At 64.5% G+C, this 26,153-nt stretch carries 29 protein-coding genes; 10 read left to right on the top strand and 19 right to left on the bottom strand.

The genetic code is table 11. The annotated features are described in order from the left end of the window. Positions 1 to 36: 36 nt before the first annotated feature. The 10 genes from CQ12_RS41250 to rsmI form a co-directional block, all read right to left on the bottom strand. The gene (locus CQ12_RS41250; RefSeq protein ID WP_057840959.1) at positions 37 to 300 is read right to left on the bottom strand and encodes a chaperone NapD; all 264 of its coding nucleotides are present in this window, start codon (positions 298 to 300) and stop codon (positions 37 to 39) included. After that, a complete protein-coding gene (locus CQ12_RS41255) occupies positions 297 to 596 on the bottom strand; it encodes a 4Fe-4S dicluster domain-containing protein (RefSeq protein ID WP_057840960.1) in 300 nt (99 codons plus the stop codon). The genes CQ12_RS41250 and CQ12_RS41255 overlap by 4 nt, the downstream gene beginning before the upstream one ends. A 6-nt stretch (positions 597 to 602) precedes the next feature. Beyond that, a complete protein-coding gene (locus CQ12_RS41260) occupies positions 603 to 800 on the bottom strand; it encodes a nitrate reductase (RefSeq protein ID WP_057840961.1) in 198 nt (65 codons plus the stop codon). 270 nt (positions 801 to 1,070) lie between these two features. Next, the gene (locus CQ12_RS41265) at positions 1,071 to 2,609 is read right to left on the bottom strand and encodes a YifB family Mg chelatase-like AAA ATPase (protein ID WP_057840962.1); all 1,539 of its coding nucleotides are present in this window, start codon (positions 2,607 to 2,609) and stop codon (positions 1,071 to 1,073) included. A 157-nt stretch (positions 2,610 to 2,766) separates the two neighbouring features. After that, complete coding sequence (locus CQ12_RS41270) at positions 2,767 to 2,949, bottom strand: hypothetical protein (protein ID WP_057840963.1); 183 nt, start codon at positions 2,947 to 2,949, stop codon at positions 2,767 to 2,769. A 286-nt stretch (positions 2,950 to 3,235) separates the two neighbouring features. After that, positions 3,236 to 4,219 (bottom strand): MBL fold metallo-hydrolase, encoded by a 984-nt coding sequence (locus tag CQ12_RS41275; protein WP_057840964.1) that lies wholly within the window; start codon positions 4,217 to 4,219, stop codon positions 3,236 to 3,238. Between the two features lie 171 nt (positions 4,220 to 4,390). After that, positions 4,391 to 5,299: a hypothetical protein gene (locus CQ12_RS44795; protein ID WP_157088808.1), complete on the bottom strand. Its 909-nt coding sequence runs from the start codon at positions 5,297 to 5,299 to the stop codon at positions 4,391 to 4,393. A 268-nt stretch (positions 5,300 to 5,567) separates the two neighbouring features. Next, on the bottom strand, positions 5,568 to 6,515 hold the full coding sequence (gene gshB / locus CQ12_RS41290; protein WP_057840967.1) for a glutathione synthase: 948 nt from the start codon (positions 6,513 to 6,515) through the stop codon (positions 5,568 to 5,570). A gap of 90 nt (positions 6,516 to 6,605) precedes the next feature. Next, positions 6,606 to 7,016, bottom strand: a complete 411-nt coding sequence (locus CQ12_RS41295; RefSeq protein ID WP_057840968.1) for a YraN family protein — start codon at positions 7,014 to 7,016, stop codon at positions 6,606 to 6,608. Beyond that, complete coding sequence (gene rsmI / locus CQ12_RS41300; RefSeq protein WP_057840969.1) at positions 7,003 to 7,956, bottom strand: 16S rRNA (cytidine(1402)-2'-O)-methyltransferase; 954 nt, start codon at positions 7,954 to 7,956, stop codon at positions 7,003 to 7,005. The genes CQ12_RS41295 and rsmI overlap by 14 nt, the downstream gene beginning before the upstream one ends. 201 nt (positions 7,957 to 8,157) lie before the next feature. Here rsmI and CQ12_RS41305 point away from each other — a divergent pair, with 201 nt between their 5' ends. Beyond that, positions 8,158 to 9,369, top strand: coding sequence for a penicillin-binding protein activator (locus tag CQ12_RS41305; RefSeq protein WP_057840970.1), 1,212 nt, complete (start codon positions 8,158 to 8,160; stop codon positions 9,367 to 9,369). A 3-nt stretch (positions 9,370 to 9,372) separates the two neighbouring features. Here the strand turns inward: CQ12_RS41305 and CQ12_RS41310 are convergent, their stop codons facing one another. From CQ12_RS41310 to rph, 5 genes are all read right to left on the bottom strand, one after another. Then, complete coding sequence (locus CQ12_RS41310; RefSeq protein ID WP_057840971.1) at positions 9,373 to 10,218, bottom strand: hypothetical protein; 846 nt, start codon at positions 10,216 to 10,218, stop codon at positions 9,373 to 9,375. Next, entirely contained in the window at positions 10,215 to 11,324 is a 1,110-nt protein-coding gene (locus CQ12_RS41315; protein WP_198164409.1) for an aminotransferase class I/II-fold pyridoxal phosphate-dependent enzyme, read from the bottom strand. The genes CQ12_RS41310 and CQ12_RS41315 overlap by 4 nt, the downstream gene beginning before the upstream one ends. Positions 11,325 to 11,456: 132 nt before the next feature. Continuing rightward, entirely contained in the window at positions 11,457 to 12,626 is a 1,170-nt protein-coding gene (gene hemW / locus CQ12_RS41320) for a radical SAM family heme chaperone HemW (RefSeq protein ID WP_057840973.1), read from the bottom strand. Beyond that, positions 12,619 to 13,254, bottom strand: coding sequence for an RdgB/HAM1 family non-canonical purine NTP pyrophosphatase (gene rdgB, locus CQ12_RS41325; protein ID WP_057840974.1), 636 nt, complete (start codon positions 13,252 to 13,254; stop codon positions 12,619 to 12,621). The genes hemW and rdgB overlap by 8 nt, the downstream gene beginning before the upstream one ends. A 67-nt stretch (positions 13,255 to 13,321) precedes the next feature. Then, positions 13,322 to 14,035, bottom strand: coding sequence for a ribonuclease PH (gene rph, locus CQ12_RS41330; RefSeq protein WP_057840987.1), 714 nt, complete (start codon positions 14,033 to 14,035; stop codon positions 13,322 to 13,324). A 215-nt stretch (positions 14,036 to 14,250) separates the two neighbouring features. Between rph and hrcA the strand changes: the two genes are divergently transcribed. After that, positions 14,251 to 15,339, top strand: coding sequence for a heat-inducible transcriptional repressor HrcA (gene hrcA / locus CQ12_RS41335; protein ID WP_057840975.1), 1,089 nt, complete (start codon positions 14,251 to 14,253; stop codon positions 15,337 to 15,339). Positions 15,340 to 15,516: 177 nt separating this feature from the next. Further along, positions 15,517 to 16,122, top strand: coding sequence for a nucleotide exchange factor GrpE (gene grpE, locus CQ12_RS41340; RefSeq protein ID WP_057840976.1), 606 nt, complete (start codon positions 15,517 to 15,519; stop codon positions 16,120 to 16,122). A gap of 10 nt (positions 16,123 to 16,132) precedes the next feature. Here grpE and CQ12_RS41345 read toward each other — a convergent pair whose 3' ends face one another. The 4 genes from CQ12_RS41345 to CQ12_RS41360 form a co-directional block, all read right to left on the bottom strand. Then, the gene (locus CQ12_RS41345) at positions 16,133 to 16,561 is read right to left on the bottom strand and encodes a VOC family protein (RefSeq protein ID WP_057840977.1); all 429 of its coding nucleotides are present in this window, start codon (positions 16,559 to 16,561) and stop codon (positions 16,133 to 16,135) included. An 83-nt stretch (positions 16,562 to 16,644) separates the two neighbouring features. After that, positions 16,645 to 17,496: a helix-turn-helix domain-containing protein gene (locus CQ12_RS41350; protein ID WP_057840978.1), complete on the bottom strand. Its 852-nt coding sequence runs from the start codon at positions 17,494 to 17,496 to the stop codon at positions 16,645 to 16,647. A 26-nt stretch (positions 17,497 to 17,522) separates the two neighbouring features. Then, complete coding sequence (gene pncA / locus CQ12_RS41355; RefSeq protein WP_057840979.1) at positions 17,523 to 18,236, bottom strand: bifunctional nicotinamidase/pyrazinamidase; 714 nt, start codon at positions 18,234 to 18,236, stop codon at positions 17,523 to 17,525. 100 nt (positions 18,237 to 18,336) lie between these two features. Next, on the bottom strand, positions 18,337 to 19,275 hold the full coding sequence (locus CQ12_RS41360) for a hypothetical protein (RefSeq protein ID WP_057840980.1): 939 nt from the start codon (positions 19,273 to 19,275) through the stop codon (positions 18,337 to 18,339). A 556-nt stretch (positions 19,276 to 19,831) separates the two neighbouring features. Between CQ12_RS41360 and dnaK the strand changes: the two genes are divergently transcribed. The 7 genes from dnaK to dapB all read left to right on the top strand — a co-directional run. Continuing rightward, positions 19,832 to 21,733, top strand: a complete 1,902-nt coding sequence (gene dnaK / locus CQ12_RS41365) for a molecular chaperone DnaK (protein ID WP_057840981.1) — start codon at positions 19,832 to 19,834, stop codon at positions 21,731 to 21,733. 144 nt (positions 21,734 to 21,877) lie between these two features. Next, a complete protein-coding gene (gene dnaJ, locus CQ12_RS41370; protein WP_057840982.1) occupies positions 21,878 to 23,011 on the top strand; it encodes a molecular chaperone DnaJ in 1,134 nt (377 codons plus the stop codon). A 206-nt stretch (positions 23,012 to 23,217) separates the two neighbouring features. Beyond that, entirely contained in the window at positions 23,218 to 23,817 is a 600-nt protein-coding gene (locus tag CQ12_RS41375; protein ID WP_057840983.1) for a class I SAM-dependent methyltransferase, read from the top strand. A 48-nt stretch (positions 23,818 to 23,865) separates the two neighbouring features. Beyond that, positions 23,866 to 24,444 carry an NADPH-dependent FMN reductase gene (locus CQ12_RS41380; RefSeq protein WP_057840984.1) on the top strand — a complete coding sequence of 193 codons (579 nt, stop codon included), beginning with the start codon at positions 23,866 to 23,868 and terminating at the stop codon, positions 24,442 to 24,444. A 6-nt stretch (positions 24,445 to 24,450) separates the two neighbouring features. After that, positions 24,451 to 25,161 (top strand): orotidine-5'-phosphate decarboxylase, encoded by a 711-nt coding sequence (gene pyrF / locus CQ12_RS41385; RefSeq protein ID WP_057840985.1) that lies wholly within the window; start codon positions 24,451 to 24,453, stop codon positions 25,159 to 25,161. Positions 25,162 to 25,194: 33 nt separating this feature from the next. After that, positions 25,195 to 25,497, top strand: coding sequence for a DUF1330 domain-containing protein (locus CQ12_RS41390; RefSeq protein ID WP_057840986.1), 303 nt, complete (start codon positions 25,195 to 25,197; stop codon positions 25,495 to 25,497). A gap of 70 nt (positions 25,498 to 25,567) precedes the next feature. Next, positions 25,568 to 26,153 (top strand): 4-hydroxy-tetrahydrodipicolinate reductase (gene dapB, locus CQ12_RS41395; RefSeq protein WP_057840988.1); only part of this gene is annotated, 586 nt, incomplete at its 3' end.

Consider the following 26,153-nt stretch of genomic DNA (forward strand, 5'->3'; position numbering starts at 1 on the left):
GCCTTCAACAATTCGCGTCGCGAGAGTGACATGACCCTAGTCTCCGATATCGGCTGATCTTTCGACCTGCTCGAACACCATGTTGGCCGACAGGACTCCCTGCCAGCATGCGATTTCGGCGAGGCGGCCACCGAGGACTCCGCTCTCGGCCGCCTCCATCACGATGACGATCTTTCTGGCGTCGTGCTGATGGATTTCGACCTCCGGCAGCGCCGCGAGCGCCTGCAGCACGTCGTCCCGATGTTGGGGCAGCACGGATACGACCGCGCTCGAAATGTGAATGGTGGCTTCGCCTGTCATGCGATGCCTCCGCCACGCGCGGCACCCAGCGCGATCGTTGCGCCCGGGCAGGCCGCGATGCATTCGCCGCATCCGGTGCAGGCGGCTTCATTGATGACGGCCTGGGGCGGCAATCCTATGCGAGGGCGGAATTGAATCGCGGAAGCAGGACATGCATCGCCGCAGGAACGGCAGAAGATGCCGGCTTCGGCGAGGCATTCGTCACCGATGACGGCGACCGGTTTGGTGAGGAATTGACCGCGAAACAGAGCGCGGCGCGAGGGGCCTTGGGGTTGCGAGGGTCCTTGGGTTTGCATGGCGTTTCATGCTCCCGGAGGACCGGGCGGCCCCAGGATCAACTGGGACATCCACACCAGAAAGCCGTAGCCACCGACCACGCCAACGGCGACCACCGGCCAGATGAAGGCGGCGATGATGGCGAACACCAGGAATTCGGCACCTCGACTTGCCCCGTGCACCTTCTCCGGCTGGGCATCATGTTTACCCGACGTGTCGCTCATACAACGACCTGCCACTTTCAGAAATCGAACAGTGCTGACCGGCGGCACGCTCCCGTGGGTGCCAGTCAACCTGCCACTTGCAATCGGACGGATGGGCGGCGACGTGCCCGCTCCGTTGCAGGGATGTTCGACCGCGCGTGGCAGGAACTTAACCGCGGTCAGGCAAAGCCTTCATTGATCTGGATCAAATAATGAAGGTCAAAGGATTGGATCATTTGACGATATTCGGCATCCCCGATGCCGCCGGGAAGGCTGCGCGCACCACATGCGCTAGGCCGCGCGCCTTAAATCCTCGGCCAGCGCGCGGTAGGACAGCGCTTCCGCCAGATGCAGCCGGCCGATCTTTTCCGCGCCATCGAGATCGGCGAGCGTGCGCGCGACGCGGAGCACGCGGTGATAGCCGCGCGCGGTGAGCTTCATGGTGTCGGCGGCGTCGCGCAGAAGTTTCTGGCCCTGCGCATCCGGTTGCGCGATCGTTTCCAGGAGCGAGGCCGGCGCCTCGGCATTGGTGCGAATCTGCGGCATGCCGGCGGCCGCATAGCGCGCAAGCTGGATGTTGCGGGCGGCGGCGACGCGGGCTGCAACTTCGGCCGAGCCTTCGGATGGCGGCGGCAGGATCAGGTCGGCGGCCGTCACCGCCGGGACCTCGATGCGCAGGTCGATGCGGTCCATCAGCGGGCCGGAGATGCGCATCTGATAATCCGCGGTGCAGCGCTCGATCGGCGCGCGACGGCAGGAATAGCCGGGGTCGTAGGCCTGGCCGCAGCGGCAGGGATTCATCGCCGCGACCAGCATGAAGCGCGCGGGATAGGTGACGCGGTGATTGGCGCGCGACACCGAGACCTCGCCATTCTCCAGCGGCTGGCGCAGGGAATCCAGCACGCGCGGATCGAACTCCGGCAATTCGTCGAGGAACAGCACCCCCTGATGCGAAAGCGAAATCTCGCCGGGTTTGGCGCGCAGGCCGCCGCCGGTCAGCGCGGCCATGCTCGCGGAATGATGGGGCGCGCGGAACGGTCGCCGCGCGGTCAGCGCGCCGTCGCGGATTTCGCCGGCGACGGAGGCGATCATCGAGACTTCCAGCAGCTCGGACGGCGACAGCGGCGGCAGAATCGAGGGCAGCCTTGCTGCCAGCATCGACTTGCCGGCGCCGGGGGATCCGATCATCAGCAGGTGATGTCCGCCGGCCGCCGCGATCTCCAGCGCGCGTTTTGCACTTTCCTGGCCCTTGATATCGCGCAGGTCGAGATGGGTTGCTTCCTGCTCGTGCACGCGCGGCTGCGGGCGCGACAGCACCTGCGTGCCTTTGAAATGGTTGGCGATCTGGATCAGCGATTTGGCCGCGATGATCTGGATATCCGGGCTCGCCCAGGCCGCTTCCGAGCCGCACGCCGCCGGACAGATCAGCCCCTCTTCGCGCGCGTTCGCCCCGATCGCGGCCGGCAACACGCCGGCGACCGGCGCGATCGATCCATCGAGCCCGAGCTCGCCGAGTACGGTGAAGCCGTTGAGCGCATCCGGCGGGATCGCGCCGATCGCGGCCATCAGCCCGAGCGCGATCGGCAGATCATAATGGCTGCCTTCCTTCGGCACGTCGGCCGGCGCGAGGTTGACCGTGATCCGGCGGGCAGGGAGGGCCAGACCCGAGGCGATCAGGGCCGAGCGGACCCGCTCCCGCGCCTCCGATACCGCCTTGTCCGGCAGGCCGACGATCGCAAACGCGGGCAGGCCGGGCGCGACCTGCACCTGCACGTCGACCGCGCGGGCCTCGATTCCTTCAAAGGCTACAGTAGATACCCGCGCAACCATGCCGCCCCTCGTGACGCAATCGAAGGTAGCGGGGAACCGGAGGGTAAGTCAAGAACATTTGGGGAACATAGGCGCAAACAATTCCCTCTGCGCCGTCTGCTTGTCAGACCGGCACAACCTCGGGGCGTGGATACATTCCGACGGGCAGCCGCCGTCTTCAGCGCTCCGTTCTCATGTACGGACTGCTCTCGGAAACATGCTTCAGCGCCGGATCGTCGGCGAGAATGCGCATCGCCTGCGTCGTCTCGGGGCTTGGATGGGGTGGGGTGTCGCGCAGGCTCCATACGGCCAGCCCGACGACGAGCATTCCCGCGCTGATCGCGATCATATCCTTGGTCATTTGCTGGGCCTCCAAACTGGCTGCCAAGCGGTCGAGATGCAGGCCTCGTTACTTTGGCCTGGATGCCTGCTGGTCCTGTGGCCCGACGCTCATCTTGCTCTCAGGCATCTTGTCCGGGCTCGGGGACCGGTAGTTCCGCTACCGTCTCCTCCCTTACGGCAAAACAAATTCTTACGGCAAAACAAATTTCGGCGATCTGCCATGGTTCCTAGGAGATGCGCTCACGCCTGCGGCAGTGGCTTGACGATCCGGGGCCGGCCACCGGCAAGCCCCGGATCGAGCATCTTCAGAGCTGCATGTTCATCGGCTCGGGATAATACCTGAAACCGTCGCCGTTCTTGGCGACGTGGCCGAAGCCCGGCCAGGCGAAGTGATAGGACATGACCGGGATCTTCTGGGCGGCCAGCATGTCCAGCATCTTCACCCGCGAGTTCGCGGCCTGCTTCGGGTCGCTATCGTAGGAGAATTCCATCCGCGGCTTCTCCAGCAGGAGCACCGCGTGATGCGAGAGGTCGCCGAGGAAGCAGAAGGATTTGCCCTTCGAGCTCACCATGTAGATGGTGTGGCCGACGGTGTGGCCGGGCGCCGCGAGCGCGGTGACGCCGGGCAGGAATTCCTGATTGTCCTTGATGAAGACGATGCGATCGCGCACCGGCATCAGGTTCTTGCGGGCGTGGACGACGAAATCCTTCAGCGGACTGCCGAGCTTGCCTTCATCGGTCCAGAAATCGAAATCGCTCTGGGCGATGTAGACCTGCGCGTTCGGGAATAGCGGCTTGTCATCGGCGCCGACGAGGCCGCCGATGTGGTCGATATGGGCGTGCGTGCACACCACGGCGTCGATGTCGCTGGCCTTGATGCCGGCCGCCGCGAGATTCTTCTGCTGCTGGCCGGTGGTCGGGCCGAACGCCTTCGAGGTGCCCATGCCGGTATCGAACAGGATCAGCTTGTCGCCGGTGTTTACGACCGGCGAGTTCTGCTCCAGCACGACGTTGTCAGGGTCGAGGAAGTTGTCGACGAGCATCTTCTTCACTTCTTCCTTCGGCACGCCGGTGAAGGTGCCGGAGGGATCGCCGAGCGGGAGCGGGCCGTCGGAGACGACGGTGACCTCGGCGTCGCCGAGAACGAAGCGGTGCCAGTAGGGGGTCTGAGTGGCGAGCTTGGGCGCCTTGGCCAGTGCGCTGCCGCCGAGCATGGTTGAAGCGCCAAGACCCATTCCGAGTCCTGCGCCGAGCGCAAGCAAAGACCGTCGCGAAAGATTCGTCGTCATGCGTCGTCCTCCCACTGATTTTATTGAATTGCAGTATGTGCCCGGACGGATTCATCCGTGGCTACAGGCTGCGCCCGCTTGCCGAAATTGGCAAGTGGGAGGGGACGGCACAACAGGGATGTGAAAATGCGGGTGGCGCGGCGTTGTTTCGGCGCCGCGCTTCTTCGACGGCTACCAATAGTCGTCGTAGATCCACTCCCTCGGGTATCGGGGCCGATATCTCGCTTGCGGCGGCGACCGCTCCGGCTTGCGGAAGGTCGGGGCCCGCGGCGCCGGAGGCGGTGACGCCCTGGGCGGGCTCGGCTCGGAAACCTTCGCGAGCGCGCGTTTCATCTCTTCCTGGCTCGCCTTCAGCTCCCCAATGGCTTTTGAATTGTCACTGGTGATTTGCTGCTGGTTCGCCTTGAGCTGTTCGATGTTTCGTTCGAGTTTCGCGAGGTCGCGCACGATCGTTTGCAGCAACTGTGTCTGGTCGGGAGGCGCCGCGCTGGTTGGCGGCGAGGCGTCTTGCGGCGGTGCGGCCTGCGCCAGGGTTGCTGCTTGCGGAGGGGCTGCTTGAGGCGGAGATGCTTGCGGCGGTGGTGCTTGTGGCGGTGATGCTTGTGCTGGTGCTGCCTGTGATTGAGCCCCTGCTGCGGCCACTTGAACGTTGGATGGGGCGGGCTGCGCGGCTGCTGGCTGGTTTTCCGGCGGCGATGATGGAGATGACGCGAGCTGCGGCGCCGAAGGGCCGGCAACCGGCTTGTCCCCGCTGCCATAGGACGCCTGCCAAACCAGGGCAGCAACAACGATGCACGCCGCCACCGGCAAGGCGACGAGGGTCCGAAACGCCGGCCTCTTTTCCGGAGAAGGCGCAGGCGGCGATTGCGGGGCAGGTTGGGCCGAAGGCGACTGTGGAGCCGGTCCGGGCGACGGTGGACGCGCGTCATCGCGCTCCATTCTTGCAAGCTGTTCGGTCAAACGGGTGAGCTGTTCATCGGCGCTCTTGATTTGCTCGTGTGCGTGCGCGAGCCGTTCATCGGCGCCCGTGATCTGCGCGGTGTGGGGTTCATTTTCTTTCGGAGGAGGCGTGGAGTTCATTGGCGTTTCCTTTTCCGTCCAATGTCATCCGAAGATGGCCAATCGATCATGCGCCGGCGCTCCGTGCGGTCTTGTCCAAAGAATGGCCGTACGATGATAGAACATGGGATCACACGGCGATAGGTGTCCTGGAATCCGGCGGGCGACTGCCCGGCGATGCAGCCTCGCTGGTTCCATTCAGCCGGCAGACTGGCGCGCGCCGTTCATCCGGCCCGAGTCAGGCGGCGACAGGCGCGCTGCGAATGAGTGGTCGGAGCTCGCGAGGGAATTATTTCCCGGCGCGCTTGTTCTCGATGGTGTCCCAGATCTTGCCGGCGACGTCAGGGCCGTTGAGCCGCTGGATCGCGCGGATGCCCGTCGGCGACGTCACGTTGATTTCGGTAAGGTTGCCGTCGATCACGTCGATGCCGACGAACAGCAACCCGCGTTCGCGCAGCGCAGGTCCGAGCGTATCGCAGATTTCCCGCTCGCGCGGCGAGAGGTCGGTGGCCTGCGCGGCGCCGCCACGGACCATGTTGGAGCGGAGGTCATCAGGCGCGGGCACGCGGTTGACCGCGCCGGCGAATTCGCCGTCGACCAGGATGATGCGCTTGTCGCCGTGCTTCACCTCGGGGAGGAAGCGCTGGATCACCCAGGGCTCGCGGAAGGTGACGGAGAACATGTCGAACAGCGAGCCGAAATTCATATCCTGCGGCATCACGCGGAACACCGCGGCGCCGCCATGGCCGTGCAGCGGCTTCATCACGACGGCGCCGTGCTGGTCGCGGAACGAATTGATCTCGTCGAGGTTGCGCGAAATCAGCGTCGGCGGCATCAACTGCGGAAAGTTCATCACGAACAGTTTTTCCGGCGCGTTGCGCACCGAGGCCGGATTGTTCACGACCAGCGTCTTCGGGTGGATGCGCTCGAGGAAATGGGTCGAGGTGATGTAGGCGAGGTCGAACGGCGGATCCTGCCGCAGCAGGATGACGTCGAAAGCTTCGAGCGATTCGCGCTGGGGCTCGCCGAGCGTGAAATGGTCGCCGACCTCGTCGCGCACCATCAGCTTCTGCACCGGCGCCACCAGCTCCTCGCCACGCAGCGAGAGTTTGTCGGGGGTGTAGTAGGAAATGCTGTGGCCGCGCTTTTGCGCCTCCAGAAGCAGCGCAAAGGTCGAATCGCCGCGGATGTTGATACGCGCGATGGGGTCCATCTGGACGGCGACATTCAGTTTCATAGGGAAGGTCCGGGTCTCTGGAGGGTCATAGCGTTTTCAAGCGAAGTGGGTACCGGTTCGCGTCAAGAAAACGCGTCCAAATTAATGCCTTTAAGGGCTGGCGTCGAATGCCGCTAACAGATGGCGTGGCAGACGGCGCGGCGCAATCAGGACGGCGTCAAATCGTAGCTCGAATTCGGCATGCTCGGGATGCGCCATCAGCCAGGCTTGCGCGGCATTGATGATGCGCGCCTGCTGGCGTGGGGTGACCGCATAGGCGGCGTCATCGAGGGTGGCGCGCGCCTTGACCTCGATGAAGGCCACGAGATTGCGCTTCTTCGCCACCAGGTCGATCTCGCCATAGGGGCTGCGGAAGCGCTTTGCCAGGATACGGTAGCCCTTGGCCATCAGATAGGCCGCGGCGCGGCTTTCGGCCGAAAGCCCGGTGCGGAAGGCGGCGACCCGCTCGGGGGCGGCAAGCTTGACGGTCGCGTCAGGCGGAATGCCGTCAGTCTTCGCCATCGTCGCTCCTGACTTCTTTTGCGAGCTCCAGCGCGCGGGCATAGACCTCGCGGCGCGGCCGTCCCGAAAGTTCGACCGCATGCGCGACGCTGTCCTTGACGCTTTCGCGCGCAAGCGAGGCGCGCAGGAGACCGTCGAGGTCGTGCTGGGTCATGACATCGGCGTCCTTGCGCGGCGGACTGACCACCAGCACGAATTCGCCGCGGGTTTCCAGCCGATCGGCGGCCTTCGCCAATTCCGATATCGGCGCGCGCGTAATCTCCTCGTGCAGCTTGGTGAGCTCGCGGCAGATCGCGGCGTCGCGGCCGGCCATGACTTCCGAGAGATCGGCGAGCGTCTCCTGCACGCGGTTGCCGGATTCGAACATCACCAGCGTGGCGTCGATGCGGGAAAGTTCGGTGAGCCGGGTCCGCCGCGAGACCTGCTTGGCCGGCAAAAATCCCTCGAAAAAGAAGCGGTCGGTCGGGAGCGCCGCGACCGACAGCGCTGTCAGCACCGAGGACGCGCCGGGCACGGCGATCACGGCGTGGCCGGCGGCCGAGACCTCGCGCACCAGCTTGAAGCCGGGATCCGAGATCAGGGGTGTGCCAGCATCCGATACCAGCGCGATGGATGCGCCCTGTGCCAGCCGCTGCAGGATCTTCGGCCGCGCCATCGCCGCGTTGTGTTCGTGATACGGTTTGAGCTCTGCTGAAATCGCATAGCGTTCGATCAGGCGGCGGGTGATTCGGGTGTCCTCGCAGGCGATGATGTCGACGCCGGCCAGGGTCTCCAGCGCGCGCAAGGTAATGTCGCCGAGATTGCCGATCGGGGTTGCCACCAGATGGAGGCCCGGAACCGGCTTCGGCGCATTCAGGATTTGGCCCTGAATCAAAAATGTTCTGTTGACCGAACCCGGTTCGGTGTCAGGGCCGTAGTTGGAACTGGGTCTTGCGCGCATAATGGCAATCTAGATCGCCCGCGAGCCCGGCGCCACATCGCGGTGGGACCGGGGCAAGTTGATGTTTGGCAACGGCTATGCGCCGTGCGGGGTGTAATCCTTTTGTTTTAGTTAACTATTCGCCGACAATATGCTGAATCTACCTTCGCGTTTTGGGGTGGAGGTCCTGACCGACGGCGGTCGGTCAAGAGAAGAGACAAGATGGTAGGCCCTCTCATTCGCACGCCTGAATCCCCGGTTATTCGTCCGTTTGGACCGACCCGGCGGACCACACTCGGTCTGATTCTCGGCGCGCCGCTGCTTGGCGCCTGCGCCGGCAACAGTCCGATTTCCAACCCGTTCGGCCCGTCCGCGCCCGAGGGACCCCCGGGCCCGCAGCAACAGCCGGTCGCGATCGGCGCCGGACAGGTCAAGGTCGGCCTGATCCTGCCGCTGTCGGCCGCCGGCAATGCCGGCGTCGCCGCGCAATCGATGAAGAATGCGGCCGAGATGGCGCTGGCGGAATTCCAGAATCCGAACATCCAGCTTCTGATCAAGGATGACGGCGGCCTGCCGCAGGGCGCCCAGCAGGTGACGCAGCAGGCGCTCGGCGAGGGCGCGGAAATCATTCTCGGCCCGCTGTTCGCGGCCTCGGTGCCGGCGACCGCGCAACTGACGCGCGCGAAGGGCGTTTCGGTGATCGCGTTCTCGACCGATTCGAGCGTCGCCGGGCGCGGCGTCTATCTGCTCAGCTTCCTGCCCGAATCCGACGTCAACCGGATCGTCGATTATTCCGCCAGCATCGGAAAGAAATCCTTCGCGGCGCTGCTGCCGGACAATGCCTATGGCAATGTGGTGGAAGCAGCCTTCAAGCAGGCGGTCGGCCGCAAGGGACGCATCGTCGCTTTCGAGAAATACGCCGCCGATCGTGCCGGGGCGGCGCGCACGGTGGCGCAGTCGCTGGGTTCGGCGGACGCGCTGTTCATCGCCGACGACGGCGAATCCGTCGTGGCATCGGCGGATGCCTTGACCGCAGCGGGCGCGAATCTGCGCAATATCCAGTTGCTCGGCACCGGGCTGTGGGACAATCCGCGGGTCTATGCCAGTGCGCCGCTGCAGGGCGGGCTCTATGCCGCGCCGGATCCGTCGGGTTTCCGCGCCTTCGCCGGCCGCTACCGCGCCAAATACGGCAGCGACCCCGTGCGCACCGCGACGCTCGCCTATGACGCGGTGGCGCTGGTCGCCGCACTGTCGAAACAAGGCGGTCAACGCTTCGCGCCGGAGACGCTGACCAACCCGTCCGGCTTTGCCGGTACCGACGGGCTGTTTCGCTTCCGCTCCGACGGCACCAATGAGCGAGGCCTCGCGGTGATGAAGGTCGCCAGCGGCGGCAGCACGGCGGTCGCCGGCTCGCCGAAGAGTTTTGGGGCGTAGTTTTTAGTCTGGCTTCGTCGCCTTCGCGAATTCGGCTTCGTAGCGCCGGCGGTTGCTCCAGTAGATGTTGGCAAACAGCGCCGCTTCCTGACGATAGGGGACGTGATCGTCCGCATCCTGCGCCGCCTGCGCCTCGATCCATGCGGCATGCTCGGCGATGGCGCCGGAGCGGTCGCCCTGCAACGCACGGATCTGAAACGCAAACATGTGCTGCTCGATCTCGCCGTAGCGATCGTACCAGCAGGTCGACCATTGCCGGTTCTGCAGCGCGAAGCGGCGGATCCAGCGCTCGGTCAGATCCATCTCGTGCTCGGGTTTCGAGAACATCACGTCGCGCCGCGCTTCCTGCAGCGTTTCGATCGCGACCGGCTTGTTCTCGCGCCAGAGCGTCTGCATCGCGGGATCGGACAGGAAGCGGTCGGCGTAGATCGGATGCGGGAACGCGATCTCGCGCAAATGCGGCAATTCGAAATAGACCCGAATCTCCGAACAGACGCTGGCCTTCAACTCATTGTCTTCCATCTTGCGGTGGAAGGCGTCGAAACCGATGCCGGGGAAATAGGGCATGAAAGCCGCATGGAACATCTCGTGCAAACGATAGAGATCCTCGATCGCCGGATTGTCGTAGGCGCGATTCATGGTGACGCCCCACCACGAGCAGAAATGCGCGCGCTCCAGCCGATCGTCGGTCGTATCGCAGAACAGCCGCGGCAGATTTGCGAATTGTTCGATGATGTCGTGAATGAAGCCGCGTTCGGCATGCGAGGCGCGGATCGGAGCACTGCGCCACAGCCCGTGCACGTGGCGGTGAATCTCCTCACGGCTGGTCAGGATGATCGCGTTCCTCATGGCGCGGCTCCCGGATTCGCGATCGGTCCAGCTGTGCCGATCATTTCGGCCATGGTCGGTGTCAGGCACAGCCTGAGCGGCGCGTTGAGATCGCCGGCCGGTCGGCGCAGGAATGCGGCGAGCGCATGATCGGTGGCTGCGCTGGCGTCCGCCTTCGCCAGCACGGTGACGTCGCAGGGCGACAGCGTCAGGCCGAGGCGGCGGCCGACGCGCGCCGCGGCCTCATGCTGTACGGATTTATAGCGGCGCGGCAGATCGAACACGTCGTGACGATCGAGCAGGGCATGGCCGAGCTGCAGCGAGGTGAGGTTCTTGAACCATTGATTGCCGAACAGGCTCGGCATTGCCTTGCGGCACAGCACGCCGCCGATGCGGTCGTAATAAACCCCGAACGGCTTTGACAGGCTGAAGGCGAGCACCTGCACGGACGGGCTGTCGGCGGCAATGCGCGCGGCGGGTTGTTCGGCGATGGAGCCGACATAGGTGACGTCGAGCAACACGCGCGGCGCTTTTGCGCCAGCGGCGAGCAAAGCGAGGAAGTCGTTGGCCTCGCGCCACACATTGCCGTCGATGGCGGACGGCTGGCTCAGGCAGAACAGCGCGGTTGCCGGCAGCGCGCGGCCGACGGCCTGCCAGTCGGCGCGCGGATGTTCGACGACGGCGATGCCGCAGGCTTCGGCATAGGCCTTGTAGCCTTCATACTCGCCGGTAAAGACGTGCACTTCCGGATTGAAGCGCTCGACGCGGGCGCGGTTGCCATAGTCGGTGATGACATGAAACAGCGCTTCGCTGCCACCGGCGGTCGGATAGCGCCACGAAAAGCCGGCCGCGTCGATTGCGATGACCGGCGCTGCCCATGCCATCCAGCGTTCGAGAAAGGCTTCATGCGAAGCGAACTGCTTGCCGGTCCAGGCGTCACGGAATTGCTCGAGGTGGTGACGGCGTGCGGCGTCCGGGGCAGTCACCGCGTTGCCGAGGATGAAATTCTTGGCGGCTTCCGTCTCGGGCGTGACGAGCGCGTAAACGGTCTTGCTTGCGCCGGCGTCTTTGACACGTCGGTCGAGTTCGGGATCATGGATCGGCGGGGATATGGTCCGGTCGTTCACGATCATCATTTCAAACGAGGCAGGCGCAATCGCTACTCGATCTAGCACAGACGGACCAGCGCGGCGCGAAATCTCCGCGGGTTAGCTAACCCAACCTTTATGAGGTTTGTGTGTCCGGGCTACGGCTGCGCGTTATGCCGCGAGATCAGCAACAACAGCGTCGAGCACCGGAAAGCCGTCCTTCGTTACCCGCAGCCTGCCATCGGCGTCGACGGATATCGCGCCTTCCTCGCGCAAGATGGCGATGCGGCCCGGGTCGAGCGCGCGGCCGGACAACGTCGCATAGCGTTTGGGGTCGATGCCTTCGGCGAGGCGCAATCCCATCAGCAGATATTCGTCGGCGCGTTCTTCGCTGTTCAGGTCATCGTCGGTGACGACGCCGTGGCCCTTGGCCTCGACGCGCATCAGCCAAGCCTCCGGCCGCTTCTCGGTCGCGGTCGCGTGCCTGATGCCGTCGATGTCGAGACGGCCATGCGCGCCCGGCCCGATGCCGGCATACTCGTCACCGCGCCAGTAGACCAGATTGTGCTGGCACTCCGCGCCTTCGCGCGCGTGATTGGAAATCTCGTAGGCCGGCAGCCCATGCGCGGCGCAGACGTCCTGTGTGACATCATAGAGCGTGCGCGCCAGCGCCTCGTCGGGCGTCTTCAGCTTGCCCGCGGCATGCAGGCCGAAGAACGGCGTGCCTTCCTCGATGGTGAGCTGGTAGAGCGAGAGATGCTCGGCGGCTTCCGAGATCGCGAGCTTGAGTTCATCCGTCCACATCTGCGGGGTCTGGTCGGGGCGGGCGTAGATCAGGTCGAACGAGTAGCGGTCGAACGCGGTGCGTGCGATCGCGACGGCATCGAGCGCTTCGCGCGCGCTGTGCAATCGTCCCAGCGCCTTCAGCGAGGCGTCGTCGAGCGCCTGTACGCCAAGCGAGACGCGGTTGACGCCGGCGGCGCGGTAGCCGCGAAACCGTGTCGCCTCGACGCTCGTCGGATTGGCTTCGAGGGTGACCTCGACATTGCCGGCGACGCGCCAGTGTTTGCCGATCGCATCGAGAATCGCGCCGACGGTCTGCGGCTGCATCAGCGACGGTGTTCCGCCGCCGAGAAAAATCGAGGTGACGGTTTTGTCAGGCGCGCGCTCCGCCGTGGCCTCGATCTCGCGGGCGAAGGCGCGCGCGAAGCGCTGCTCGTCGATCGGCGCGTGGCGGACATGGCTGTTGAAATCGCAATAGGGGCATTTCGACAGGCAGAACGGCCAATGCACGTAGACACCGAAGGCCTCCTTGGGGCGTGGTCGCTCGCGACTAGCCAAGGCAGATCTCCGCCAGTTTGACGAAGGCACGCGCCCGGTGCGACAGGCCGAGGCCGAGTGGCGGCAGGCCGTGCTTTTCGATCGAGGTCATCTCGCCAAAGGTCCTGGCATGTCCATTGGGCAGGAATGCCGGATCATAGCCGAAACCGGCGGTGCCGCGCGGCGGCCAGGCCAGGGTTCCATCGACCCGTGCCTCGACCTCCTCGACATGGCCGTCGGGCCAGGCGACGCACAATGCGGATACGAAATGCGCCTTGCGCTTGTCCGGCGTGGTCGCGCCGCGCTCCTGCAGCAGGCGCTCGATCCGGGTCATCGCCGCCATGAAATCCTTGCCCTCGCCAGCCCAGCGCGCCGAGTAGATGCCGGGCGCGCCGTCGAGCGCATCGACGACCAGGCCGGAATCATCGGCAAAGGCAGGCAATTGCGCGGCGTTCGCCGCCGCGATCGCCTTGATCGCGGCGTTGGCTTGGAACGTCTTGCCGGTTTCCTCGGGCTCGCCGAGGCCGAGTTCGCCCGCGGAGACCGCCTCGACGCCATGCGGCGCCAGCAGTTCCCGCATCTCGGCAAGCTTGCCAGGATTGTGGGTCGCGATCACGAGCCGGCCGGTGATTCGACGATGCTGAGCCATGGATATTTGTATCCGTCATGGCCGGGCTTGTCCCGGCCACCCACGTCTTATGACGACCTCTTGTGAATCACGCGACGGCCAGCTTCTGCAGGTCCACCAGCCGCGCGACACCCTTGCGCGCCAGTTCCATCAACGCCAGGAACTCGTCCTGCGAGAACGGCGTCTTTTCGGCGGTGCCCTGCACCTCGATGATGCGGCCGTCGCCGGTCATGACGAAATTGGCGTCGGTCTCGGCCTCGGAATCCTCGGCATAGTCGAGGTCGAGCACTGGTGTGCCCTGATAGATGCCGCAGGAGATCGCGGCGACATTGTCGCGCAAAACGTTCGCTTTCAGCATGTTGCGGCTCTTCATCCAGCCGATGCAGTCGGCCAGTGCCACCCACGCGCCGGTGATCGAGGCGGTGCGGGTGCCGCCATCGGCCTGGATCACGTCGCAGTCGACGGTGATCTGGCGCTCGCCGAGTGCTTCGAGGTCGACGGCTGCGCGCAAGGAGCGGCCGATCAGCCGCTGGATTTCGACTGTGCGGCCGCCCTGTTTGCCGGCGGCCGCCTCGCGGCGGGTGCGCTCAAGGGTGGCGCGCGGCAGCATGCCATATTCGGCCGTGACCCAGCCGCGGCCCTGACCCTTCAGCCAGGGCGGCAGCCGCTCTTCCAGCGTCGCCGTAACAAGCACATGGGTGTCGCCGAACTTCACCATGCAGGAACCTTCGGCGTATTTGACCACGCCGCGTTCCAGCGACACGGGGCGCAACTGATCGGGCGCACGGCGGCTTGGCCGCATGGGAAATCCTTTCGAAATCGAGGCGAAAATCCGGTTGCGGTGCTTGTAGGAGGGGGAACGGGCAGCGGCAAGGGCTTTTGCCTGCAATTTCATGATGTTTTGACGCGCTTTCTTCACGCGAATGGCGGCCATTCTGCCGGAAAACGCCATGAAGAGAGCGTGCTTGTCATCGGCGCCCCGGATGGACAAATTAGGGGTGCTGGGAGGAAGAGTTAGTGGCCCACCACGATCCGATTGGACTGATCGCGCCGCATGCCGGGCTGGCTCAGCTCAACGAGCGGTCGCGCGACATTTTTCGTCAAATCGTCGAGAGTTATCTCGCCACCGGCGAGCCGGTCGGCTCGCGCAACATTTCCCGCCTGATCGCGGTACCGCTGTCACCGGCGTCCGTCCGCAACGTGATGTCGGACCTCGAAGCGCTCGGCCTGATCTACGCGCCGCATACGTCGGCGGGCCGGCTGCCGACCGAACTCGGCCTGCGCTTCTTCGTCGATGCCTTGATGCAGGTCGGCGACCTCACCGGGCCGGAGCGTGAATCGATCCAAAACCAGCTTGCTTCCGTCGGCCGCGCGCAATCGGTCGAGGCCGCGCTCGGCGAAGCGCTGACGCGGCTGTCGGGCCTGACGCGGGCGGCGGCCGTGGTGCTGACGGCCAAATCCAATTCGCGGCTGAAACACATCGAATTCGTGCGGCTGGAGCCGGAGCGCGCGCTGGTGGTGCTGGTCGGTGAAGACGGCCAGGTCGAAAACCGCGTGCTGGCGCTGCCGCCCGGCGTTCCTTCCTCGGCCTTGACCGAAGCGAGCAACTTCCTCAATGCGCGGATCCGCGGCCGCACGCTGGCCGAAGCGCGCCTTGAGCTCGAAAACGCGATGGCGCAGAGCCGCGTCGAACTCGATCAACTGACGCAGAAGGTGATCGAGGCGGGCATTGCGAGTTGGTCCGGCGGCGAACACGAGGAGCGCCAACTGATCGTGCGCGGGCACGCCAATCTGCTGGAAGATCTGCATGCGCTGGAAGATCTCGAACGCGTCAAGTCGCTGTTCGACGATCTTGAGACCAAGCGCGGCGTCATCGACCTGTTGGGCCGCGCCGAGCGCGCCGAGGGCGTCAGAATCTTCATCGGATCGGAGAACAAGCTGTTTTCGCTGTCCGGTTCCTCCACCATCATCGCGCCCTATGGCGATGCGTCCGGCCGCATCGTCGGCGTTCTCGGCGTGATCGGGCCAACCCGGCTCAATTATGCGCGGGTGATTCCGACGGTGGATTATGCCGCCCGGATCGTCAGCCGGATGCTGGGCGGCTGATCGGTCATGAATCGACCCTAATCCGGGATTTTCTGTTCTGACGCGTTTTCTTGACGCGAACCGGTGCCCACTTCGCTCGAAAACGCTATGGAACGCTTGATTTTCGGCCGCTAAAGCACGATATCGCGGGCAGCAAATCCCCATTGAGCCAGACGCGTTTTTTGAGAAGGCAGCCTTATGACCGATCCCAAGCGGCCGAATGACAACACGGCAAACCCGGCAGAGACGGGCGAACCCGTGGTCTCAAAGCCCTACATCATGCCCGACGATCCCGAGGAAGGGTCGGTGGAGCTGCTGGTCAAGGAGGCGACCGAGGCGCGCGACAAGATGCTGCGCACGCTGGCGGAGATGGAAAACCTGCGCAAGCGCACCGCCAAGGAAGTTGCCGACGCGCGCGCCTATGGCATTACCGGCTTCGCCCGCGACATTCTCGAAATCGCCGACAATCTGCAGCGCGCGCTCGATGCGATTCCGGCCGATGTGAAAGAGACCGCCGATCCCGGCATCAAGGCCTTCATCGAAGGCGTCGAACTGACGGAACGCTCGCTGCTCAACACGCTGGAGAAGAACGGCGTCAAGAAGTTCGATCCCTCCGGGGAGAAGTTCGATCCGAATTTCCAGCAGGCGATGTACGAAGTGCCCGACCCGTCAGTGCCATCAGGCACGGTGGTTCAGGTCGTGCAGGCCGGCTTCATGATCGGCGAACGCATCCTGCGCCCGGCACTGGTCGGCGTCTCCAAGGGCGGCGCCAAGGCCGCGCCGGCGGCCGACGTGGCGAACTGAGCAGGAAAGCTTACAGCGGCTTCTCGTCTGTGCTCGGACGATACGTCCCAAAGCTCCAGAGATTGCCTTCCGGGTCCCGGCAGGCGAAGTCGCGGCTGCCGTAGTCGGTGTCGCGCAGTTCCATTTCGATTCTACCGCTGGCCGCCTTCACCCTCGCGTGCAGCGAGTCGGGATCGTCGACGGCGACGTAAATCGCGTCCGTGCGGCGACCACCGATATCGCCGACAAGCTTGCCATATTCATCGTCCCTGCTCTGGCCGAGCATCAGGATCGAGGGCCCATAGGCAAGTTCGGCATGATGGATCGTGCCGCCGTTGCGGTAGACAACGCGTTCGGTGAAACCAATCACGTCCTTCAGCCAGCCGATCATGGCCTCGGCATCCCGGCAGCGCATCGTTGGATAGACGCGTGGCGCCTCGCTTTTGTCTGGACTGGTCATGGGCAACTCCTTGGTGACTGCTCTAATGCGCCAACCATGCCGCAGTGCTCCAGTTCCGGCTTGAAGATTTGTTACCCGGCCGGCTACGCAGCTAGCGCCTCGAGCGGCCGCGTCAGGCGGCTGTCGATCAAGCTCAGCCGCCGGGCCCATGCCGTCGGCGTCTCGCCGGCAAGATCGGCAAATTCGCGGACCAGATGCGCCTGGTCGGAATAACCACTTTCGGCCGCAATGGAGGCCCAGCCGGATGTGGTTTCCGTCCGCGCAAGCCGGCACGCTTCTTGAAAGCGCATGATGCGGGCGACCGGCTTCGGCGCCAGACCAATTTCCGCCCGGAAGCGATCGACCAGATGCTTGCGGCTCCAGCCGATCTCGCTTGCAAGCGCAGCGATGCGCGTGCCGCCCGCGCTGTGCGCGAGCCGTCCATAGGCGAATGCGATCTCGGACGAAGGCAGATGGGTGGCACGGCCAGCTACAAAATCCTCGACCAGATCGAAGCGATCCTGCCAGCGGGATGTCGCGCCAAGCCGCTCGCGCAGTTGCCGTCCTTCGCGCCCCAGCACATCGCCGATGTCGACCATGCGCGCGGCGAGATCGACGACGGCGCCGCCGAAGAAGCGATAGGCGCCGAGCGGCGTGAAATCCACCTGCACGCATTCGGCGCCGCCGTCGGATTCGATGTGGACAGGGCCGGCATAGAGCCCGGCAGCAAAACTTGGCTGCCGATCGTCAGTGTCAGGATCGCGCCCGAGCGCGATCAGGAACGGCGTGCCGACGCTGATGATCAGCGGCACCACGAGGCCCGCGGTTTCGCGCTGAAAAAACCGACCACGCGCCGTTTCGCGATAGCCCGTCAATCCCGAGATCAGGCCGGCCATGCGCTGTGACGGCGCACGACGGATCATCTCGAACGCGAACGGAGCCGCCGGATCGGACATTCCAGGCCTCTTCGAAAGGACGCGCCTTACGCCGCAATATCACCCGACTGGATGCGCTTGACGCCGGCCTTGGTCATGTCGGTCCAGGCCTTGGCGAGCGAGCCCTGGAGGTCGATGCCGCGGCAGGCGTCCTCGATCACAAAGGTTTCGAAGCCGGCCTTGCGCGCATCGAGTGCGCTCCATGCCACGCAGTAGTCGGTAGCGAGGCCGGCGAGGAACGCCCGTTTCACCTTGCGCGCCTTCAGATAAGCGGCGAGCCCCGTCGAGGTCTTGCCGTCGGCCTCGGTGAAGGCCGAATAGCTGTCGACGTTCTTGTTGAAACCCTTGCGGATCACGAGCCCGGCATGCGGGATTGCGAGATCCTTCGATAGCGACGCGCCCTCGGTGCCCTGCACGCAATGATCCGGCCACAGCACCTGCTTGCCGTAGGGAAGATCGACCGTCTCGAACGGCTTCTTGCCGGAATGCGATGTCGCGAACGAGACATGGCCCGCGGTGTGCCAGTCCTGCGTCAGCACCACATTGGCAAAGCCCTTGGCGATGCGGTTGATGACGGGAACGACCTGATCGCCGTCCTTGACCGCGAGGCTCCCGCCCGGAAGGAAACAGTTCTGCACGTCGATGACGATGAGCGCCGAAGCGTTATCCGGCTTGATCGCTGCGGCCATGATTGCTCCTGGTACGAGGGCGGCGACGGACGTCGCGCCTAAACCTGTCAGAAACAGCCTGCGAGAAAGCATAGCGCGTCTCCCCTGTTGCGAACCCGACAGCAGGCAAGGCTAGTTCCATGTGTGTACTGACGAAAGCTCGAAATTGCGGCGCGGCCCGCAAATTTCGCGATCAGCCCCGCGGATGAATTCCGTCGCGCACGGCCCGGAAGCGCGGAAACGCCTTGGTCCAGTCGTCGCGTGGCGAGGAGCCGATGATGCGCATCGAGGTCTGGGAGCCGAACCGCAGCCATTGCACGATCGTAACAGGCGTATTGTCCTTGCCGCTGATGGCGTCGATCCGTGTCTCGTAACCCGGCTGGCCGTCGATGCGGACCGGCTCGGACATCGTGATCCGCCCGTCGCGCACGCCGGGAATGGTGGTCGCGATCTGCTGGGCAAAGCGGCCGCGATCGTCGGGCGAGGCCGCCGTCGAGCCGATCAGGCCGATGATCATGAAGGGCGCGATCTCAAAACCCTTCTTTTCGTCGCTGTCGGAGAGAATGAGGGCGGCGCCCGGCGCCAGCGTGCGGATGTTCTTGAAGCTCGAGAGCTCGCTCATCTTGAACGGCATCAGCCCGAGCTGCTCCTCGACCGGCACCTCGGTGCGGATCTTGGCGGAAGCGAACATCTGGCGCACGGCATCGTCGGTATAGATCTTCGAGGCGTTCTCCGGCACCTGAACGGCGACATAGCCGGAGAAGGTGGGGCCGGGCAGGATCATCGAATAGCGGCGCACATTGGTTGCGCCATCCTTGCCGTTTTCGACCGTGTAGTAACCAAGTCCTGCTGATGTCTCGATACTCTCCGGCTTGATGCCGCCGGTGCCGCCCGGGTTGGCCTTGAAGGCATTGGCGACCTCGCCATAGGCTTCCGCCGGCAGGTCCGCGACCAGGACCTTGACGCCCTGATCCTCGGTCTCGAATCCGATGAACGCTCTCGCCTTGTTGAGGCCGACCAGCGGCGTCATGCCGACCCTCGCGCCCGGCGGGAAGACCGGATCGGCGGCAAATGCGGAAGACGTGGTGGCAACGACCAGGGCAACCGCAGCAAAGTATCGAAGGGGCTTCATGAAGGATCTACCGGGTTTGCATGGAGGCCGTTCAGCGGCCCGACGATGCGGCGCATGGAATCTCGAATGGAATCTTTGGGCCTTGCGGGAACGACAGGCTCGTTCCAGTCGGCCCGCTTTTAGCGGTTTTGATGTCCCTGCAACAGGGCAGGGTAGGCGTCCGTTCCCCCGTTACGTTCCGATAAATCGGCATTTTTCGAGATTCTGCCCCGTCTCCGGGCTGTTTTTGAGGCGCCTCCAGCGGCCAAATACCGCTCCCCTCCCACCCGGCGGCGGGCCCATACGCACCGCCTCCGGCGGCGCGGGCGATGAGCGCCCTTGCCGATTTCTTAACGCCGCTCCAGATGCCGGCCCGACCCGTGCCCTGAGCTGACACATTCTTTCAAACATCAGGCTTTTCAGGCCCTAAGCTTGCGTTCGGTCCTTGCAGGCATAACCCACCCTCCTATATGAGGCTCACCGTCGCAATATCGCGAGTATTTGAACGTTGGGGGTTCGGTTAGGTGCGCCGTCCAGGGCCCAGCCAACCTGCCGCAAAAAGAAGGATATGAGGACCATGGGAAAGGTCATTGGGATCGATCTCGGCACCACGAATTCGTGCGTCGCCGTAATGGACGGCAAGACTGCCAAAGTCATCGAGAACGCCGAGGGCATGCGCACGACGCCGTCGATCGTTGCCGTTACCGATGACGGCGAGCGTCTCGTCGGCCAGCCCGCCAAGCGCCAGGCGGTGACCAATCCAGAGCGTACGTTCTTCGCAGTGAAGCGCCTGATCGGCCGCCGCTACGACGACCCGATGGTCGAAAAGGACAAGAAGCTCGTTCCCTACAAGATCGTCAAGGCATCGAACGGCGACGCCTGGGTCGAAGCTGACGGCAAGACCTATTCGCCCTCGCAGGTCTCGGCCTTCATCCTGCAGAAGATGAAGGAGACCGCGGAAGCCCATCTCGGCCAGAAGGTCGAGCAGGCCGTCATCACCGTGCCCGCCTACTTCAACGACGCCCAGCGTCAGGCCACCAAGGACGCCGGCAAGATCGCCGGCCTCGAAGTGCTGCGCATCATCAACGAGCCGACGGCGGCAGCGCTGGCCTACGGCCTCGACAAGACGAAATCCGGCACCATCGCGGTCTACGACCTCGGCGGCGGCACCTTCGACGTCTCGATCCTCGAGATCGGCGACGGCGTGTTCGAGGTGAAGTCGACCAACGGCGATACCTTCCTCGGTGGTGAAGACTTCGACATGCGTCTCGTCAGCTACCTCGCCGACGAGTTCCAGAAGGAGCAGGGCATCAACCTGCGCAACGACAAGCTGGCCCTGCAGCGCCTGAAGGAGGCCGCTGAAAAGGCCAAGATCGAGCTGTCGTCGACCACGCAGACCGAAATCAACCTGCCGTTCATCACGGCAGACCAGACCGGGCCGAAGCATCTGACGATGAAGCTGACGCGCGCCAAGTTCGAGGCCCTCGTCGACGATCTCGTGCAGAAGACCATCGAGCCCTGCCGCAAGGCGCTGAAGGACGCGGGCCTCACCGCCGCCGAAGTCGGCGAAGTGGTGCTGGTCGGCGGCATGACGCGCATGCCCAAAGTGCAGGAAGTCGTGAAGCAGTTGTTCGGCAAGGAGCCGCACAAGGGCGTCAACCCGGACGAAGTCGTCGCCATCGGTGCGGCGATCCAGGCCGGCGTGCTGCAGGGCGACGTCAAGGACGTGCTGCTGCTCGACGTGACGCCGCTGTCGCTCGGCATCGAGACGCTGGGCGGCGTGTTCACCCGCATCATCGATCGCAACACCACGATCCCGACCAAGAAGAGCCAGGTGTTCTCGACCGCCGAGGATAACCAGAACGCCGTCACCATCCGCGTCTTCCAGGGCGAGCGCGAAATGGCTGCCGACAACAAGGTGCTCGGCCAGTTCGACCTGATGGGCATTCCGCCGGCGCCGCGCGGCATGCCGCAGATCGAGGTCACCTTCGACATCGACGCCAACGGCATCGTCAACGTCTCGGCCAAGGACAAGGCGACCGGCAAGGAACAGCAGATCCGGATTCAGGCGTCCGGCGGCCTGTCGGAATCCGACATCCAGAAGATGGTCAAGGATGCCGAGGCCAATGCGGCCGAGGACAAGAAGCGCCGCGAGGCGGTCGACGCCAAGAACCATGCCGACGCGCTGGTGCATTCCACCGAGAAGGCGCTGGCCGAGCACGGCTCCAAGGTCGAAGAGTCCGAGCGCCGCGCCATCGAGGACGCCGTCAGCGACCTGAAGGAAGCGCTGAAGGGCGAGGATGCCGAGGCGATCAAGGCCAAGACCAACACGCTGGCGCAGGCTTCGATGAAGCTCGGCGAGGCCATGTACAAGCAGCAAGCCGAGGCGGACGCCAAGCGGGATGCCGCCAAGGATGACGTGGTCGACGCGGAGTTCACCGAGGTCGACGACGACAAGAACAACAAGAAGTCGGCTTAAAGCGGGCTTTCGATCATGGCCCTCATCCAGCAGAGCGCGCGGCTTGCGTTCGATGGGTGGGGGTCATTTTTCTTTAAGCCGATGGCGGCATCCTCGATCGAGGGTGTTTTCGGTACGAAGACGAAATTCGGGCGGGTTTGACGAATGTCCACCAAGCGCTGCTACTACGAAACGCTGGAAGTCGAACGAAGCGCGGACGACGGCAAGCTCAAGGCGGCCTTCCGCAAGCTGGCGATGAAATGGCATCCGGACCGCAATCCGGGCGATGCCACCAGCGAAGTGAAGTTCAAGGAAATCAACGAAGCCTACGAAGTGCTGAAGGACGGCGAGAAGCGCGCCGCCTATGACCGCTACGGTCATGCCGCGTTCGAGCAGGGCATGGGCGGCGGCGGCCCCGGCTTCGGCGCCGGCTTCGCCTCGTCATTCTCCGATATTTTCGAAGACCTGTTCGGCATGGCCGGGCAGCGTGGCCGCGGCGGCGGCCGCGAGCGCGGCGCCGACCTGCGCTACAACATGGAGATCACCCTCGAAGAAGCCTTTCAGGGCAAGACCGCGCAGATCGAGATTCCGGTTTCCGTCACCTGCGAGCCCTGTTCGGGCACCGGCGCCAAGGCCGGCACCAAGCCGAAGACCTGCTCGACCTGCGGCGGCGCCGGTCGCGTCCGCCAGGCGCAGGGCTTCTTCACGCTGGAGCGGACCTGCCCCGGCTGCCAGGGCCGTGGCCAGATGATCGAGGACGCCTGCCCGAACTGCTCGGGCACCGGACGGGTGACGCGCGACCGCACGCTGTCGGTCAACATCCCGCAAGGCGTCGAGGACGGCACGCGTATCCGCCTGGCTGGCGAAGGCGAGGCCGGCGTCCGCGGCGGGCCGCCCGGCGATCTCTATATTTTTCTGTCGCTGGCGACCCACGAATTCTTCCAGCGCGACGGCGCCGATCTGCATTGCCGGGTTCCAATCTCGATGGTCGCTGCCGCGCTTGGCGGCGAATTCGAGGTCCCGACCATCGACAAGGGCAAGACCAAGGTGAAAGTGCCGGCCGGAACACAATCGGGCCGCCGTTTTCGCATTGCATCAAAAGGCATGCCGGTGCTGCGCTCGCGCCAGACCGGCGACATGTATGTCCAGGTCATGGTCGAAACGCCGCAGAATCTGACCAAGAAGCAGCAGGAACTGCTCTCCGAGTTCGAAAAACTGTCGTCGGGGGCCACCCAGCCGGAAGCGGCGGGCTTCTTCACCAAGGTCAAGGACTTCTTCGGCAACCGCGCGGGCTCGTAAGTCCCACGCGCGGAGATAGCCGGACAGCGCGGCGTCGCGCAGTCATGATTCATTCAGCTTGCACAGTGTCTTATTGCGGGGATCGCGGGGACCTTGGCGCGGCTGACGCATAACCGTTTGGCTTGACCATATCCCCGTCGACCTATACGTGTTTATGACTGTTTTCTGACATCCCGCTCGTCAGCGGGGTCCCGCCTGGTAGCGACATGCCTTTGCAATCGTCCGTGCGTGCGTTGAAGAAGCCCCGTCTCGACGATGAGGTTCGCTTCCTCCGTTCATGGATCGAAAAGCCGCTGCACATGGGCGCGGTGATGCCGTCGAGCAAACTGCTCGCGCGGACCATGGCGCAATATGTCGACGTCGATTCCGAAGGGCCGGTCGTCGAACTTGGGCCCGGCACCGGCGCGATCACCAACGCGCTGATCGAACACGGTGTCGAGCAGCGGCGGCTCGTGCTGGTCGAATACAATCCGGGCTTCTGCGCGCTGCTGCGCGACCGCTATCCGCAGGCCAAGGTGGTGCAGGGCGACGCCTATGCGCTGCGCGCCTCGCTCGGCGAGGTGCTGAATGCGCCGGCTTCTGCCGTCGTCTCCGGCCTGCCGCTTGTGACAAAACCGATGCTGACGCGCCTGAAGCTGATCCGCGACGCCTTCGTGGCGCTCGCACCCGGTGCGCCCTTCGTACAGTTCACCTATTCGGTCGCGCCGCCGATCCCGAAATCGCTGCCCGGCGTGTCCACAGAAGCCTCCGAGCGGATCTGGATGAACCTTCCGCCCGCGCGGGTCTGGGTGTATCGCAAGGGCTGATGCGCCGCGTATTCGCGCGGCCGGTCTGCCCCGAATACGAATTCAAATATGTCCGCACTGAAAATCCTCGTGATCCCGGGATCGCTACGCACAGGCTCGCTGAATGCGAAGCTGGCCGCCGTTGCGGCCCATGCACTGGCGCAGCAAGGCGCCGAAGTCACCCGCATCTCGCTGTCAGATTTTCCGCTGCCGATCTATGACGGCGACCTGCAGGCGAAATCCGGCGTGCCGAAGCACGCGGTCAATCTGAAGCGGATGATGGGGGTCCATCACGGCGTGCTGATCGTGACGCCGGAATATAATTCCTCGGTGCCGGCGCTGGTGAAAAACACCATCGACTGGGTGAGCCGGGTGCAGGACGCGCACGAGACCCGCGGCCAGGTGTTTCGCGACCGGGTGTTTGCGGTTGCTTCCGCTTCCGGTAACCGGCTCGGCGGCGCCCGCGCGCTGGCCGCGCTGCGGCTGATCCTGTCGGCCTGCCATGCCCAGGTGATCCCGAACCAGTTCGCGCTGCCGTTCGCCGACGACGCCTATGACGAGATGGACCGCCTGAAGAATGCCGCCGACAGCGACGGGCTGAAAGCCATGGTGCGGCAGTTGATCGACATTTCCCAACGCATGATGTGAGGTGATATGCAGCCAGCCGATATCGCGCCTAAGGACCGCCTGATCGTCGCACTCGATTTGCCCGGGGTGACTGAGGCAGAAGCGATGGTCGCGCGGCTCGGCGACAGCGTGAGTTTCTACAAGATCGGCTATCAGCTCGCTTACGCCGGCGGCTTGCCGCTGGTGCAGCAACTGGCGAAGTCGGGCAAGAAGGTTTTCGTCGATCTCAAGCTGCACGACATCGGCAACACGGTGGCGCGCGGCGTCGAGAGCGTCGCAAAACTCGGCGCGACGTTCCTCACGGTGCATGCCTATCCGCAGACCATGAAGGCCGCAGTCGAGGCCCGCTCCGGATCGGGTTTGAAGATTCTCGCGGTCACCGTGCTGACCTCATATGACGATGGCGATCTGCATGCCGCGGGCTATCGCCTCAACGTCTCCGACCTGGTGGAAGCGCGCGCCCAGCAGGCGCAGGTGCTCGGCGTCGACGGCCTCGTCAGCTCGCCGGAAGAGGCGGCGGCCTTGCGCAAGATTGTCGGCCACCAGATGAACCTGGTGACGCCAGGCATCCGCCCGGCGGGCGCTGCGACCGGCGACCAGAAGCGCATCATGACACCGGCGCGCGCGATTGCCGCCGGCGCGGACTATCTGGTGGTCGGACGCCCGATCACGGAAGCTGCCGACCCCAGGCTTGCTGCGGATGCGGTCCAGGCGGAAATCAAGCAGGCGCTGGGTTAGCGAAACCAACGAGACAAGAAACGGGAGAGTGAGATGGCCAAAGGTTACTGGATCGGTCGCGTCGACGTGAACAATGACGAGGGCTACAAACCCTATGCGGCAGCCAATCCCGCGATCTTCAAGAAATTCGGCGGGCGCTATGTCGTGCGCGGCGGCAAGTTTACCGCCGTCGAGGGCCAGAGCCGCTCGCGCAACGTCGTGATCGAGTTCGACAGCTACGAGCAGGCGCTGGCCTGCTACAATTCGCCGGAATACCAGGCCAACATCAAGTTGCGGCAGCCGCACTCGATCGCCGAGCTGATCGTCATCGAGGGCTATGACGGCGCGCAGCCATGACGGCTTGTGGAACCCTGATTGGTTGCCGTAACAGCCTGCCCCGGCTATACCCCCAGCAGAGGTAAAAGCCATGGCCGATATGCGATTGATCGTTGCGGGGGCCGGCGGCCGGATGGGTCGCACGCTGGTGCGCGTCATTTCGGAGACGCCGGGTGCGGTCCTGACCGGCGCGCTGGAAGCGCCGGGTTCGGAACTTCTGGGCAAGGATGCCGGCGTGCTCGCCGGATTGCCGGAAAACGGCGTCAAACTCTCGGCCGACCTGTGGGCGCTGTCGGCCAGCGCCGACGCCATCATCGATTTCACGATTCCTGGCGCCACCATCGCCAATGTCGCCATCGCCGCCGAACGCGGCCTGGTCCATATCATCGGCACGACCGGCCTGTCGGTGTCAGACATGGCTGTGATCAAGAGCGTCACCTCGCGCGCCGTCGTCGTGCAATCAGGCAATATGAGCCTCGGCGTCAATCTGCTGGCCGCGCTGGTCAAGCGTGTCGCACAGTCGCTCGACGAAAGCTTCGACATCGAAATCGTCGAGATGCACCACAAGGCGAAGATCGACGCGCCGTCGGGCACGGCGTTCCTGCTCGGCGAAGCCGCCGCCGCCGGCCGCGGCGTCGACCTGCATGCGCGCTCCGCGCGCGGCCGCGACGGCGAGA

The sequence above is a fragment of the Bradyrhizobium jicamae genome, assembly GCF_001440395.1.
Classification (GTDB): domain Bacteria; phylum Pseudomonadota; class Alphaproteobacteria; order Rhizobiales; family Xanthobacteraceae; genus Bradyrhizobium; species Bradyrhizobium jicamae.